This is a genomic window from Sphaerisporangium sp. NPDC051011 (assembly GCF_040653595.1).
GTDB lineage: Bacteria > Actinomycetota > Actinomycetes > Streptosporangiales > Streptosporangiaceae > Sphaerisporangium.
In genome coordinates this window covers 147,496-161,882 of the sequence record NZ_JBFAGG010000014.1, presented here as the reverse complement: position 1 = coordinate 161,882, position 14,387 = coordinate 147,496, and the positions used below count along the sequence as shown (strand labels likewise).

Genomic DNA, 14,387 nt, shown 5'->3' with positions numbered 1-14,387 from the left:
CCGGCCGGTACGGAGATCAGGCCGGGACGGGGCGCGTCGCGCGGCGTGGGAAGCGGTACGCCGCCACGGCGGACGTGAACGCCGTCAGGAAGCCCTCCATGTCCGATTCGGAGGTCACGATCACCCCGCGCGTGGGATCGGGCGCGACCCGGGCGAGGTCGAGCAGGTCGGTGCCCTCGCCGATCGCCCCGACCGGCTTGCCGTGCTTGTACGCCTCGGCCACGAAGTGCACCGCGTCGCCGTCCTCGGCCAGGGCGCGCACGCTCTGCGCGCCGCCGGGCACGACGACCGCGTCGTACAGCACCGATGCCGTGGTCGGCATGGGCCTGGTGACCATGAGCTCTTCGCCCGCCGTGCCCCGTACGGATCCGCCGCGTGCGGCGAGGACCTCGCAGATGGCGCCGCGCATGGTCAGCTCGGTCATGAGGCATCGCACGTGCGAGGCGTCGACGCCGTCCGCGACCAGGAACGCGATCTTCCTGGTGGCGATGGTGTCGGCGCGCTCGTGGTCCATGCTGAGCGCCGGGGAGCTGCGGCCGTGGTTGGGACGCAGCGGCGTGCCCGGCGGGTCCACGCCGATGCCCTCGGCGACGGTCACGGCGAGGTCGTGGTCGACCTCGTTGAGGTTGCGCACGACGCCTTCCTGCACGTGGCGGGCCGTGACCTTGCCCAGCTCGAACTGGAAGGCGGCGACGATGTGCGCGCGCTCCCAGTCGGACATGCTGTTCCAGAACAGCGTGGCCTGGCTGTAGTGGTCGGAGAAGCTCTCGCTCCGCTTGCGGATCTTGTACCCTTCGACCCGCTCCTGGTAGTGGTGGTACGCGCGCCCGTCGGCGGGCACCGGCCAGCCGCCGTCCAGCGAGTTCGGGTGGTAGGCCGCCTTGCCCTTGTCGATCCGCATCTGGTGGTAGCCCTCGCGGTGATGGTTGTGGACGTCCACGACCGGGCAGTTGACCGGGATCTGCGGGAAGTTCGGCCCGCCGAGCCTGATGAGCTGGGTGTCGAGATACGAGAACAGGCGGCCCTGCAGCAGCGGGTCGTTGGTGAAGTCGATCCCTGGGACGACGTTGCCGAGGTGGAAGGCGACCTGCTCGGTCTCGGCGAAGAAGTTGTCCGGGTTACGGTCGAGCACCAGCCGCCCCACCGGTCGCACCGGTACCAGCTCCTCGGGAATGATCTTCGTCGCGTCGAGGAGGTCGAAGTCGAACGCGTGCTCGTCCTCCTCGGCGACGAGCTGGACCCCCAGCTCGTACTCGGGGAAGGCGCCCTGCTCGATCGACTCCCACAGGTCGCGGCGGTTGAAGTCGGGATCCTTGCCCGCGATCTTCTGCGTCTCGTCCCAGACCAGGGACCGCTTGCCGAGCTTGGGCGTCCAGTGGAACTTCACGAAAGTCCCCAGGCCGTCCGCATTGACGAGGCGGAAGGTGTGTACGCCGAAGCCCTGCATCATGCGGAAGCTGCGCGGCAGCGCCCGGTCGGACATCAGCCACATGATCATGTGGGTGGTCTCGGGCTGGAGCTGGACGAAGTCCCACAGTGTGTCGTGCGCCGACGACGCCTGCGGGATCTCGTTGTCCGGCTCCGGCTTCACCGCGTGGACGAAGTCGGGGAACTTCACGGCGTCCTGGATGAAGAACACCGGGAAGTTGTTGCCGACCAGGTCGAAGTTGCCCTGCCGCGTGTAGAACTTGGTGGCGAACCCCCGTACGTCCCGCACCGTGTCGGCGGAGCCGCGCGACCCGGCGACGGTCGAGAAGCGAACGAACACCGGCGTCCGCAGGCCGGGCGTGGTCAGGAACTCCGCGCGGGTGAACACGGACAGGGAGTCGTCATAGGGCTCGAAGTAGCCGTACGCCCCCGAGCCGCGGGCGTGCACGACGCGTTCGGGGATCCGCTCGTGGTCGAAGTGGGTGATCTTCTCCCGGAAGTGGAAGTCCTCCATCAGCGTGGGACCGCGCTCACTCGCCTTCAGCGAGTTGTCGGTGTCGTCGATGGGGATGCCCTGGTCGGTCGTGAGAACCGTGTCCCGCTTCTCGACCCGGGAGGGATCGAGCCGCCTGTCCTTCTCCGTGCGGTGGTGGTCGCCGCGGTGTTCGTCGCTGGTCATCGTCGTAACCCCCGATCAAACGTCGATCGATGGACCTCGGGCCCGTTCATCGTGGCCCGCAGGCCACGGGCTTCGCGCGGGGGCGGCACTGCAGGCCTCCTCGCGACGCCTTTCCGGGGGCGTAACCGGGGGAGTACGCCCGTCCGGGCGGTATGTTCTCGTGGCGCGAGCCCGTTCGCGGCGGCGCAGGCGATTGTGCGTGAGCACGGGCGACGCGCCGTAGACGACGTGCGCCGCGATCATGGTCACCTGCCGCCCGGGGCGGTCGCGGTGGGCGGGCGACAAGGTTACAGTGCCCCCGGCCGGGGAGCGCAAACCCGCGTCGTCGCAGGTCAGAGGGCTTGTGTAGGTATAGCGGAGGTCAGGGGAAGGACGCGTCGGCGTCATGGCCGGCGACGGCGAGCACCCCGTCGATCTCGCTGAGCGTCGCGATGAGCTGGGGGATCGAGCCCGCGCCGTGCAGGCTGACCCACACGGTGATCGCCCGGGGATCGTGCGAGGTGCTCTGCTGGTCGATCGACAGCTCGCTCAGGCTGAACCCCCGCCTCGTGCACTCCTCCATCACCTGCCGGAGCACGCCCCGGCCCTCGGTGTACCGCAGGTGGAGCCGCGAGGGCGTCAACTTGGAGACCGGCAGCAGGCGGGCCAGCGGCGCGAGGAGGTACATCGTCGCGAAATGCCCCGCCGTGACGACGAGGGCCAGCAGCCACAGACCGGCCCCGGCCGCCATCCCTACACCCGCCGTCAGCCAGATCGTCGCGGCGGTGGTCAGCCCGCGCACCGCGTCCCGCCGGATGAAGATCAGGCCCGCGCCGATGAAGCCGATGCCCGAGACGATCTGCGCGGCCACCCGGGACGGGTCCAGGGCGACGTGGGTGCCGAGCACGTCGAAGAAGCCGTACTTCGACACGATCATGATCAGGGCCGCCGCGAACCCGACGGACGTGTGGGTGCGCAGCCCGGCGCTCTTCTGCCGGGCCTCCCGCTCGGCGCCGATCGCGGCGGAGAGCACGAACGCGAGGACGAGCTCTCCGATCTGCCGCCAGCCCTGCCCGGAGAGCTCCAGGTATGGCAGCCCCATCGACCCAGATTAGTGCAGGTCAGGGCACTGGAGCGGCAAGGCGCAGCGCCTCGGCGAGTACGCCGGGCGCCTCGGCCAGCGACGGCCCGTACCAGGTGAGGTGGCGGCCGCTCACGAGCGCCGCGGGGACGCCGGGGAAGAACCCCGGGCCGTCGTCGGCCGTGAACCGGTACGGCTCGTCCGGCAGTACGACCAGGTCGGGGGCGGTCGCGAGCAGCTCGGGCAGCGGGATCTTCGGGTACCGCTCCGGATGGCCGGCGTAGATGTTCTCGACGCCCAGGCGCAGGAGCACGTCGCCGAGGAAGGTGTCCCGCCCGGCGACCATCCACGGCTTGCGCCACACCGGGATCACGGCCCGCCGCGTGCGCGCCACGTCCCCGGCCGCCCGCCGGGCACGGGTGGCCTCCCCGGCCTCCTGCTGGGCGCGGGTGACGTCCCCGCGCGTGGCGTCCCAGCCCTCCTGCGGCGTGCGCGCGACGTCGCCGGCCTCCTGCCAGGCGCGTTCGGCGGCGGTCAGCCATGGCGGCTCCGGCAGACCCAGCGCGCCGGTCAGCATGCGCCGCAGCGAGGACAGCGCGTCGTCGAGCGTCCGCACGTCGGTGACCCAGACCGGCACGCCCGCCGCGCGCAGCGCGTCGAGGTCGGGGACCCGGTTCTCCTCCTCGTTGGCCACGACCAGGTCGGGGGCGAGCGCGATCACGGCCGCGACGTCGGGGTTCTTGGTGCCGCGCACGCGGGCGACGTCGAGGTCCTCCGGGTGCGAGCACCAGTCGGTGGCGCCGACGAGCAGGCCGGGCGCCGTGGCCGCGATCGACTCGGTCAGCGAGGGCACCAGGGAGACGACCCGGCGCACCCGCGCGGGCAGGGGGACGGGCAGACCGAGATCGTCCTCGGCGAGCCGTGCATGCGCGTTCACGACGGACCTCCTGGCCCTAGGCGGTGGTTGGCACGGGGACGTTCCGAAGGGCGGCGGTGGTTCACGTGGAGACGTTCCGCGCGTCGGTGGTGGTTCAGGCGGGGGCGTTCCGCGGGCCGGTGGCGGTGCACGCGGGGATGTATCGCCCGCAAGTGGCGGGTCACAGGGGGCCTCCTGTCAGGCGTGCCCACTGGGCTGCCCGGTCGGCGGTGGGGATCAGGGCGCAGTCGTCGCAGTAGCCGCCGGGCTGGACGCGGTAGTACAGGCAGCAGCTCGACCGGACGAACAGGTGTGTACCGGGCGCGGGCTCCGCGAGCCGGCCGGTCCCCGCGAGGACGCCGAGCCGCAGCACGTCGCCCACCAGGCGTGCCGCGCGCGGCGCGAGGTCGGGCCGGGCCTGCGGCAGCGTGCGCAGGATGCCGGCCAGCGCGGAGCCGGCGTTGCCCCACAGCAGCCCGCTCGCGATCTTGCTCACACTGCGGAAGGCTTCGGCCAGGGGTTCCAGCATTTCGGTCACGACGGTCCGGTACACCAGCTCGGCCACGTGACCGTTTCCCGCGCCGGGTCCTCCGATGATTCCGGCCGCACCGGCGGGCGCGGCGCCGGTTCCGGGGGCCAGGGCCAGGCCGATTCCGGGGCCGAAGGCCGGACTGGCTTCAGAGGCGGGGGCCGGGCCTGTCTCGGGGGCGGGGGCCGGGCCGGCTTCGGGGGCTGCACCGGTCGCAAGGGATGGGAGGACGAGCCAGCGCATGGTGGAGGGCGGCGCCCACAGGGGCAGCGGTCCGGTCGGGACCGGGCGCCACAGCAGGTGTTCGGACACGGTGGCCGGGAGCAGGCCGTACGCGCTGACCGTGCCGACCACCGGGGACCACATGCGGGCCGCGAGCCCCTGGAACAGGATGGACGCCGCGACCCGGTCCTCCCGGGCGCCCAGCCGCCGCCTGTAGTCGGTGATCCGGGCGCGCAGGGCCTCGGTGTCGCGGGACAGCTCGCGCAGAGGCCGCCAGAGCGGCTCGTCCTCACGCCCGGCGTCGGACGAGATCTCGAAATACGGCCCGATGGCGGACACTTCGGCCAGGGCTTTCGTGACCAGAGCGGGTTCGGCGGTCACCATGCCGGAGGGGAAGCCCTCCGGGAGGTCACCCGGAGACGGAGTTGGAGACGGCGACGTCGTCACACCTCGCATTCTTCGTCATCCGCCCCGCCCGGCCGTGCCCGGCCCCGGGTGTCACCCGTCCCGCGTCCCCGGCCGGCCCATCGACCTCGACCTCGTCCCCGTCCCCGGCCAGCCCTCGGTCGGCCCCTCGGCCTCGTCGCCGGCCGCGGCCCGGCTTCGTCGCGTCCCCGGAGCCTGTCCCCGGGCCTTGTCCTCGGGCCTCGTCCCCGGGGCCCGAGCGCTGTCTCGGGTCAGACGGCTTCCATGATTTCGTGCATGAGGTCGCTGTTCGCCATCTCCGACGCGACCGGGGTGGGGACGGCGGCCATGCCGTCGATCTGGACGGTCAGCTCAGGGGTGCTGAGGCCGGCGAGCACGGCGATCGAGTTGGCGGGGTAGCCGCCGTCGGGGTACCACCGGTCGAACGTCCGCTGCCGGGCGAGCCTGCTGCCCTCCAGGTGCTCGGTGCCGGACACCATGGTGAACAGCCGCACCAGGTGCTCGGGACCGGCGCCGGCCGCCCTGAGCAGGGTCTCGATGTTGGTGAAGATCTGCAGGCTCTGTGTCAGGGCGTCGGGCCCGGCGAGCGTGCCGTCCGGCAGCAGCCCGAGCTGGCCGGCGATCATGATGAGGTCGTAGCCGGGCGGCACGGAGACCAGGTGGCTGTACTGGGCGACCGGCGGTGCCACGCCGGGTGGATTCCAGCGCCGGATCATCGTCGCCTCCTTGGCCGGTGTCGGATGGACGGTCACGCTGAGGGTGCCGTAGATCACCGATGGTATTCGCGTCGATCGCCGAACGTGGGGTGACCGCGCTGGCGTTCGGGTCGATCCTCTTCGTGGGACGCCCGGCCGTTTTGGGTCTTGCCCAAGGGTTGGCCCGGAGTTATGTTGCACGCAACTCTTAGGAAACTTTCCTAAAGGAAAGAGCTCCCACATGCGCCGATTCTCCGTCGTACTGCTGCTCGCGCTCGTGGCGACCGCCCTTGCGATCCCCGTGAACGCGGCTGCGGCCCGCCTCACCGCGGCGTTCACCCTGACCGGCACCCAGGGCAAGTTCGTCGTGAGCAACCCGGGCACCACCGCCGTGACCGGCTGGTCGATCCAGTTCGACCTTCCCGCCGGAGTGACCGTCTCCAACCCGCAGAACGCCACCGCCACCCAGAGCGGGACCCGCGTGACGCTCAACCCGGCGTACTACATCGCCACAGTCCAGCCGGGCGGGAACACCGAGCCGTACAGCCCGGCGTTCACGTTGAGCGCGGCGGCCCAGCCGGCGAACTGCACGATCGGTGGCGCCAACTGTGACGGCAGCGGAGAAGACCCGCCGCCCCCGGCGCCGCTGACCGCGATCTACTCCGCCTCGGGGACGACCGGCACGTACGTCGTCAACAACAACACCGCCACCGCGCTGAACGGCTGGACGATCACGTTCGACCTGCCCTCGGGCGTCACCGCGAGCGGCGCGCAGAACGCGACGATCAGCCAGAGCGGCACCCACGTCACGCTCACCCCCGTCTACTACAACACGACGGTCGCCGCGAACCGGAGCACCGAGCCGTACAGCCCGTCGTTCACGCTGAGCAGCGCGTCGGCCTCGCCCTCGAACTGCCGGGTCAACGACGTGCGCTGCGACGGCGCCGCCGACACCCCGCCCGGCGCGCCCGGAAACCTGCGCTCGCCGGTCAAGACGACCAGGACCGTCTCGCTGGCGTGGGACGCCTCCACCGGCGGCAGCCTGCCGGTCACCGGCTACCAGGTCTTCCAGGGCACCACCCTCGCCGCCGAGGTGACCGGCACCAGCACCACCGTGACCGGCCTCACCCCGAACACCGCGTACTCGTTCACGGTGAAGGCCAAGGACCGCAAGGGCAACCTGTCCCCGGCGAGCGCCGCCCTGTCGGTGACGACGAGCAACCCGGCCGACGACACCCAGGCGCCGACGGTCCCCACCGGCCTGCGCAGCACGTCCACCGGCCCCGCCGAGATCGCACTCGCGTGGACCGCCTCCACCGACAACAAGGGCGTGGCCGGGTACGACGTCTACAACGGGTCGGCGCTGGCCGCCAGCGTCATCGGCACCTCGGCGACGGTCACCGGCCTGTCGCCGTCCACCGAGTACACCTTCACCGTGCGGGCGCGCGACCTGTACGACAACCTGTCCGCGCCGAGCGCCGCGCTCAAGGTCAGCACGACCGACGTCATCGGCAGCGGCTACGCGCGGGTCGGCTACTTCGTGCAGTGGGGCATCTACGGCCGCCAGTACTTCGTCAAGAATCTGGACACGACGGGAGCCGCCGCCAAGCTGACCCATCTGAACTACGCGTTCGCCAACATCGACCCGCAGAACCTGACCTGCCTTCAGGGCGTGACCCGGGGCACCACGACCAACCCGCAGGACCCGAACCAGGGTGACGGCGCGGGCGACGCCGACGCCGACTACGGGCGGCCGATGAGCGCCGCGCAGTCGGTGGACGGCCAGGGCGACACCGGCTGGGAGAGCCTGCGCGGCAACTACAACCAGCTCAAGAAGCTCAAGGCCAAGTACCCCAACCTCAAGATCCTCATCTCGATCGGCGGCTGGACGTACTCGAAGTACTTCTCGGACGTGGCGGCCACCGACGCCGCGCGCAAGAAGTTCGTGGCCTCCTGCATCGACACCTACATCAAGGGCAACCTGCCCGTCTACAACGGCGCGGGCGGCCCCGGCAGCGCCGCGGGCATCTTCGACGGCATCGACCTCGACTGGGAGTGGCCGGGCGCCGAGGGCCACCCGGGCAACCACGTCAGCCCGAACGACAAGGCCAACAACACGCTGCTGATCGCCGAGTTCCGCCGTCAGCTCGACGCGCTGACGCTGGAGACCGGCAAGCGGTACCAGCTCACCGCGTTCACCCCGGCCGACCCGGCGAAGATCGCCGCCGGCTGGGACCTGCCGGAGGTCGCCAAGTCCCTGGACATCTTCAACGTGCAGGGCTACGACTTCCACGGCTCGGGCAGCGACAACTCCTGGGAGCCGAACCGGACCGGCCACCAGGGCAACCTGTACGCCGACGCCGACGACCCGTACAGCTTCCACTTCAGCGTGGAGAACGCGATCAACGTGTACCTCCAGGCCGGGGTGAACCCCCGCAAGCTGACCATCGGCCTCGCCTACTACGGGCGCGGCTGGCAGGGCGTGGCGGACGGCGGCAAGTTCGGCGAGTGGCAGTCGGCGACCGGCGCGGCGCCCGGCCAGTTCCAGGAGGAGGCGGGCACGCGCGGCTACGCCAACCTCGTGGCGAGCGTGCCGGGCTGCACCGTGCGGCACGACGAGGTCGCGGTGGCCACGTACTGCTACACCGGCAACGGCGGGCAGTGGTGGAGCTTCGACGACACGTGGTCGATCCAGAAGAAGGTCGCGTGGCTGCGGTCGAAGAACCTGCTCGGGGCGATGATCTGGGAGATGTCCGGTGACCCGGGCACGCTCACCGGCGCCCTGGACGCCGCGCTGAGGTAAGGGCGAGGAGTCAGGAGCCGCTCGGCCGGTCGTCCTCACGGGCGGCCGGCCGTTCGGTTCCCGGGATGCTCCCGTGCTGGTCGCGGGTGTTTCGCCCGGTCTTCGGGTCCCGGCACGGGCGCCCGCGCCGGGACCCGACCTATGTTACCTACGAGTCAGTAATTTGTAATGTGAGCTTGTAAATCAGGCAAAGCGGGCTGACATTCTGATCAACCGTTGCCACGGGGGACCAGCCCCAGGAGGCCCGCTTGCCCACCCCACCCCCCACCCTCAGCCTTCGCGTCCTCGCCGTCCTCACCACACTCGTCAGCCTGCTGGCCGTCGTCGCCGTGGTCGCCGCTCCCGCGCCCGCCGTCGCCGCCGCGCCGCCCGTCCCCACGTCCATCGCCTCGATGGGCGACTCGATCACCCGCGGCTTCAACGCGTGCGGGTTCTACGTCGACTGCCCGTCACGGTCGTGGTCCACCGGGTCCACCACGTCCGTCAACAGCCACTACCTGCGCGTCCGCAACGTCTCCCCGTCCCTCGTCGCCTACAACGACGGCAAGACGGGCGCCGTGGTCGCCGACATGACCGCCCAGGCCCAGCAGGCCGTCTCCCAGCGCGTCGGTTATGTCACGATCCTCATCGGCGCCAACGACGCGTGCACCTCCTCGGAGTCCACGATGACCTCGGTCGCCGACTTCGAGGCCCGGTTCCGCTCGGCGATGAGCACGCTCACCACCGGCCTTCCCGGGGCGGCGATCTTCGTCGCCAGCGTCCCCGACGTGAAGCGGCTGTGGGAGGTCGGCAAGGACAACACCGCAGCCCGCACGGCCTGGGCGGCGTTCGGCATCTGCCAGTCGCTGCTCGCCAACCCCCGCTCCACCAGCCCCGCCGACGTCGAGCGGCGCGACCGCGTGCACCAGCGCGTCGCCGACTACAACGCCGTGCTCGCCCGCGTGTGCGGCGAGGTGGCGACCTGCAAGTACGACGGCGGCGCGGTGTTCAGCTACCCGTTCGCCCTCTCCCAGATCAGCACCTGGGACTACTTCCACCCCAACACCACCGGCCAGCAGGTGCTCGCCTCGGTGACCTACGCCGCCGGCTTCGGCTGGTAGCGGACCTCAGGAGCCACCGGGAGCCGCCGGGATTCGTCGGGATTCGCCGGGAATCACGGCACGACGTACGTCGCGTCCCGGGCATCGGTGATCGCCATGTGCCCGGGCGCGTGCCCGATCGCGAAGGGCGGCCGTGACGCGGTCACGGCCGCCTGCGGCGTCACCCCGCAGGCCCAGAACCGTTCCGGCCGGAAACGCCCTTCTAGTCCGCGCTCAGCCGGAACCGGACCCGCTGCCCCGGGCGGACCTGCGCCGCGCGGTCCACGTCCCGCGTGAGCACCACCGCGATCACCGGATAGCCGCCGGTCACCGGATGGTCCGCCAGGAAGAGCGTCGGCTGCCCCGACGGCGGCACCTGGAGGGCCCCCGGCACCATGCCCTCCGGGGGGAGCTCCCCGTCCCGCACCCGTTCCAGGACCGGCCCGCGCAGCCGCATGCCGACCCGGTTGCTGTCCGCCGTCACCTCGTACGGCTCCGCGCACAGCGCCCGCAGCGCGCCCGAGGCGAACCAGTCGTCCCGCGGCCCCGGCAGGACGGCGAGGACGGGCACGTCGTCGCGCGGCTCGGCGACCGCCGCCAGGTCCACGCCGGGGAAGCGGCCCGGCGGCGGGCCCACCGGCAGCAGCGCGCCGGCCCGGAGCAGGTCCGGGCCGAGCCCCGCCATGACGTCCGTGGCCCGAGACCCGAGCACCTCGGGCACGTCCAGCCCACCCCGGACCGCGACGTACGTGCGCAGGCCGTACCTCGGCACCCCGAGCCGCAGCGTCGCCCCGTCCGGCAGGCGCTCGACTGCGTGATGGCCGATGCCGCGCGCCCGCCCGGACGCCTCGATCACCGTCCCCGGGCACGGCGCGCCGCTCAGCGCGACCAGCAGGTCGCCGTGCGCGCGGACGGCCAGGCCGCCCAGCGTCACCTCCAGCGCCGCCGCGCCCTCGGGGTTGGCCAGCAGCCGGTTGGCCAGCCGCAGCGAGCCCCGGTCGGCCGCGCCGGAGCGTCCCACCCCGAGATCGCCCCGCCCGGGACGCCCGAGGTCCTGCACGCTCGCCAGCGGCCCGGTCGCGACCACCTCCAGCAGGCGGAACGTCTCACCCACGGCCGGCCTCCACGAACCGGACGCGCGCGCCGGGCCGCAGCAGCGCGGGCGGGTCGGCGGCGACGTCCCACACCGTCAGCTCCGTGCGGCCGATGAGCCGCCAGCCGCCGGGGGACTCGCGCGGGTACACCGCGCTGAACCCCGCCGCCAGCGCCACCGCCCCGGCCGGCACCCGCACGCGCGACTCGGTCCTGCGGGGGACGCGCAGCCGGGGGTCGCCGCCGACCAGGTAGGCGAACCCGGGGGCGAAGCCGGAGAACGCCACCGTCCACAGCGTGCCGGTGTGCGCCTCCACCACCTCGCGCTCGGACATGCCGGTCAGCCCGGCGACGTCGGTGAGGTCGGCGCCGTCGTACACGACGGGCACCGTCACCTCGCCCGCCGCCGCGCGCCGCCCCGGGGCCGGGCGGGCGTTCAGGACCGCCGACTCGACCGACCCCCGGTCGGCAGGGGGCTCGAACCGGACGAGCAGGGTGCGCGCGGCGGGCAGGATGTCGGTGACCCCGGGCGGAGGGTCGGCGGCGAGCGTGTCGTACAGGGCGAGCACCTCCGCCGCGCCGCCCACCTCCACCAGGACGGCGCCGTCGCCGCAGCGCCGGAACCGCGGGCTCACCGGGGCCTCGCCTCGCCGGCGTCGGCGAAGGACGCGATCTCGAACCCGGACGCGGCGAGCGCCTCACGGACCTTGCGGGCCATGGGCACCGGGTCCGGGCTGTCGCCGTGGACGCAGATCGACGCCGCCCGCGGCGACAACGGCGTGCCGTCCACGGCCTCCACCGGCTCGCCCTGGGCCACGCGCAGGCAGCGCCGCGCCACCTCCTCCGCATCGTGCAGCACCGCGCCGGGACGGCCGCGCGGGACGAGCGTCCCCTCCGGCGTGTAGGCGCGGTCGGCGAAGAACTCGCCGATCGGGGTCAGCCCGGCGGCCTCGGCCATGCGCAGCCACGCGGAGCCGGGCAGGCCGAGGACCGGCAGGCTCGGATCGTAGGCGCGGACCGCCGCCACGACGGCGGCGGCCTGCACCTCGTGGTGGACGATCGCGTTGTACAGCGCGCCGTGCGGCTTCACGTAGGAGACCCGGCCGCCCGCCAGGCGCGCGAAGGCGTCCAGGGCGCCGATCTGGTAGACGATCTCGTCCGCCAGGTCGCCGGGCGGCACCTCGATGAAGCGGCGCCCGAAGCCCGCCAGGTCCCGGTACCCGACCTGCGCGCCGATCGCGACGCCGCGCGCGACCGCCGTCTCGCACGTGCGCCGCATGATCGTCGGGTCTCCCGCGTGGAAGCCGCACGCGACGTTGGCGCTGGTCACGATGGCCAGCAGCGCCTCGTCGTCGCCGAGCTCCCAGCGGCCGAACCCCTCGCCGAGGTCGGAGTTGAGGTCGATCGTTCTGATCAGGCGGGACATGTGGTGCTCCGGGGTCGCTGTTCCTGGTTCCAGTGTGGTCCGTCGCTCGCGCGGCGGTCGGGCCGGGCTCAGATGAGCCGGCGGGCCCGTGTCTCCGGCAGCCCGAGCAGCGCCACGACCGCGAGGCCGTACGCCAGGGTGGTGATGGATTCAACATAAGGATCGTCCTACGATTTGACAATAGCCTAGTGCTAAGATTCTTTCCGTCCACGTCACGGGGAGGGTTGAACGGTCGTGATCGATAGTGCGGAGGCCGCGGCCGCGCGGCTGGCCATGGACCGCGACCTGCTCGGGCGCACCAGCACCGCCGAGCGCGTGGCGGCCATCCTGCGCGAGCGCATCACCGAGGGCGTCTTCGAGCCCGGCGTCCGGCTGTCGGAGGAGACGATCGGCACGGCCCTCGGCGTCTCCCGCAACACGCTGAGAGAGGCGTTCCGCCTGCTCTCGCACGAGCGGCTGCTCGTCCACCAGCTCAACCGCGGGGTGTTCGTCCGCCACCTCACCGCCGAGGACGTCGTCGACCTGTACCGCGTCCGCAGGCTCGTCGAGTGCGCCGCGATCCGGGACGCCGTCCCGCCCTCGCCCGAGGCGCTGGCCGCCCTGCGCGAGGCGCTCGTCGCGGCCGAGGGCGCGGTGGCCGAGGAGCGCTGGCAGGACGTCGGCACCGGCAACATGCGCTTCCACCAGGCCGTCGTCGCGCTCGCGGGCAGCGGCCGGCTCGACGAGATGATGCGCCAGGTGCTCGCCGAGCTGCGGCTGACCTTCCTCGCGATGAAGAACCCGCGCGCCTTCCACGAGCCCTACATCGCGCGCAACCACGAGATCCTCAAGCTGATCGAGGCGGGCGACGCCCCGGGAGCCGAGCGCCTGCTGGACGACTACCTCGCCGACGCCGAGGCGCAGCTCCTCCGCGCCCACTCCTGAGCGGAGCCGCGGCCGTGCTGGTAGGGGCCGATTGGGATCGTCATGAGAGTGGTGGCGCCGCCGGTCCGCCCGGCTTCGGTCACCGGTTCGCCGCCGATCCGCCGGGAAGGGACGCGGGAGGGCGGTGAGGCGTGACGCGTCGCCCGTGGCGGGCGTGGCCGTCCGCGCGCGGAAATTCGGGGGCGTGAATTCTCGCGTATTCCTATCGTTTGACGGGCGATCACGGCGGTGGGTTGATCGTGCGTTACGGGCGGGCGTTCAGGGCGGGGATTTTCGGCGAAGGCCCGGTGTGCCCGCCGGACGGCCAATAGGGGGCCCAAAAAACAAAAACGGCCGGAGCCTCCGCTCCAGCCGCCATGTTCCCGGGCTCGATGGGGTGATCATCCCCAGGGGGTGTTGCCGTTCTGGGTCGGCGTCGGAGTCGGGGTCGCGGTGGTGCCGTCGGCGAGGTTGACCACCGCGGTGGGCTGCGCTGTCGCCACGAAGGCCGTCGTCGCGAGGGCGGCGGTGCCGCCGGTGGCGATGATCGCGAGAACGATGATCCGGGTGGCGGTGGTCTTGATGTGGTTGCTCATCGGGCTGACCCCTCGTCTGTGGCCGGTGGCTCACGTCCGTGCCGTTTTCCTGCTCGCAATGACGAAGTTATTAGGGGTCGCTATCCAGGCTCTATCGGTACGCTTCTGCGCCGCCACCCCTCATAGGGGGTTCTTCGATAGCGGCATTTCGCGTGTGCTGGTGGGGGTGCTGGGAATCGGCCGGACGCCTGTGACCTCAGAGGCGCCCGCCCGCGGGGCCCGGCGTCGCCTTCCCCTGGCGGTGGCGGGTACGCGCGTCCGGCGGGGGAGGGGCGGCGATAGTGATCAAGGGGTGGGCCCGCAGGGGTCAGAGCGCGGTGCCTCCGCCGGACCTGAAGGGGCCGAGCCATGCCAGGACGACACTTCCGAAATTCACGAAGATGACGCGCGGCGGACTGTTCGCCGTCTCGCTGACCAGGAGCCTGACGACGGTCCCGTCCTGCATCCAGGCGGCGAGGTCGTCCTCGCTGGGCTGGTCACCGTGCAGGCGGAGCATCTGGTCGTGAGCCTGCCCGGTCATGCGGATGTGTAGC

13 protein-coding genes and 1 pseudogene are annotated in these 14,387 nt (G+C 72.0%); 3 read left to right on the top strand and 11 right to left on the bottom strand.

All coding sequences use genetic code 11. From position 1 onward, the window contains the following. Positions 1-16: 16 nt before the first annotated feature. The 5 genes from AB0H21_RS29560 to AB0H21_RS29540 all read right to left on the bottom strand — a co-directional run bounded on the left by AB0H21_RS29560 (position 17) and on the right by AB0H21_RS29540 (position 6,033). A complete protein-coding gene (locus AB0H21_RS29560; protein WP_358522925.1) occupies positions 17-2,107 on the bottom strand; it encodes a catalase in 2,091 nt (696 codons plus the stop codon). A gap of 361 nt (positions 2,108-2,468) precedes the next feature. Continuing rightward, a complete protein-coding gene (locus AB0H21_RS29555; RefSeq protein ID WP_358522922.1) occupies positions 2,469-3,188 on the bottom strand; it encodes an MgtC/SapB family protein in 720 nt (239 codons plus the stop codon). Positions 3,189-3,207: 19 nt separating this feature from the next. Continuing rightward, positions 3,208-4,104 (bottom strand): helical backbone metal receptor, encoded by an 897-nt coding sequence (locus AB0H21_RS29550; RefSeq protein ID WP_358522919.1) that lies wholly within the window; start codon positions 4,102-4,104, stop codon positions 3,208-3,210. Positions 4,105-4,264: 160 nt separating this feature from the next. After that, complete coding sequence (locus tag AB0H21_RS29545) at positions 4,265-5,281, bottom strand: (2Fe-2S)-binding protein (RefSeq protein ID WP_358522916.1); 1,017 nt, start codon at positions 5,279-5,281, stop codon at positions 4,265-4,267. 230 nt (positions 5,282-5,511) lie between these two features. Further along, positions 5,512-6,033 carry a RidA family protein gene (locus tag AB0H21_RS29540; protein ID WP_358522913.1) on the bottom strand — a complete coding sequence of 174 codons (522 nt, stop codon included), beginning with the start codon at positions 6,031-6,033 and terminating at the stop codon, positions 5,512-5,514. A gap of 163 nt (positions 6,034-6,196) precedes the next feature. Here AB0H21_RS29540 and AB0H21_RS29535 point away from each other — a divergent pair, with 163 nt between their 5' ends. Further along, positions 6,197-8,758 (top strand): glycosyl hydrolase family 18 protein, encoded by a 2,562-nt coding sequence (locus AB0H21_RS29535; RefSeq protein ID WP_358522911.1) that lies wholly within the window; start codon positions 6,197-6,199, stop codon positions 8,756-8,758. Between the two features lie 248 nt (positions 8,759-9,006). Further along, complete coding sequence (locus AB0H21_RS29530; protein WP_358522909.1) at positions 9,007-9,858, top strand: SGNH/GDSL hydrolase family protein; 852 nt, start codon at positions 9,007-9,009, stop codon at positions 9,856-9,858. 53 nt (positions 9,859-9,911) lie between these two features. Here AB0H21_RS29530 and AB0H21_RS29525 read toward each other — a convergent pair. The 4 genes and pseudogenes from AB0H21_RS29525 to AB0H21_RS29510 all read right to left on the bottom strand — a co-directional run. Then, positions 9,912-10,037 (bottom strand): annotated as a pseudogene (locus AB0H21_RS29525) (DUF1445 domain-containing protein); the annotation flags it as partial. 23 nt (positions 10,038-10,060) lie between these two features. Next, positions 10,061-10,951 carry a biotin-dependent carboxyltransferase family protein gene (locus AB0H21_RS29520; protein WP_358522906.1) on the bottom strand — a complete coding sequence of 297 codons (891 nt, stop codon included), beginning with the start codon at positions 10,949-10,951 and terminating at the stop codon, positions 10,061-10,063. Next, positions 10,944-11,564, bottom strand: a complete 621-nt coding sequence (locus tag AB0H21_RS29515) for an allophanate hydrolase subunit 1 (protein WP_358522904.1) — start codon at positions 11,562-11,564, stop codon at positions 10,944-10,946. The genes AB0H21_RS29520 and AB0H21_RS29515 overlap by 8 nt, the downstream gene beginning before the upstream one ends. Continuing rightward, positions 11,561-12,355, bottom strand: coding sequence for a 5-oxoprolinase subunit PxpA (locus tag AB0H21_RS29510; RefSeq protein ID WP_358522901.1), 795 nt, complete (start codon positions 12,353-12,355; stop codon positions 11,561-11,563). The genes AB0H21_RS29515 and AB0H21_RS29510 overlap by 4 nt, the downstream gene beginning before the upstream one ends. A gap of 234 nt (positions 12,356-12,589) precedes the next feature. Here AB0H21_RS29510 and AB0H21_RS29505 point away from each other — a divergent pair, with 234 nt between their 5' ends. After that, complete coding sequence (locus AB0H21_RS29505) at positions 12,590-13,279, top strand: GntR family transcriptional regulator (protein WP_358522899.1); 690 nt, start codon at positions 12,590-12,592, stop codon at positions 13,277-13,279. Between the two features lie 380 nt (positions 13,280-13,659). Here the strand turns inward: AB0H21_RS29505 and AB0H21_RS29500 are convergent, their stop codons facing one another. After that, positions 13,660-13,854 carry a hypothetical protein gene (locus AB0H21_RS29500; RefSeq protein ID WP_358522896.1) on the bottom strand — a complete coding sequence of 65 codons (195 nt, stop codon included), beginning with the start codon at positions 13,852-13,854 and terminating at the stop codon, positions 13,660-13,662. A gap of 307 nt (positions 13,855-14,161) precedes the next feature. Next, positions 14,162-14,374 (bottom strand): hypothetical protein, encoded by a 213-nt coding sequence (locus AB0H21_RS29495; protein WP_358522893.1) that lies wholly within the window; start codon positions 14,372-14,374, stop codon positions 14,162-14,164. Between the last annotated feature and the right edge of the window lie 13 nt (positions 14,375-14,387).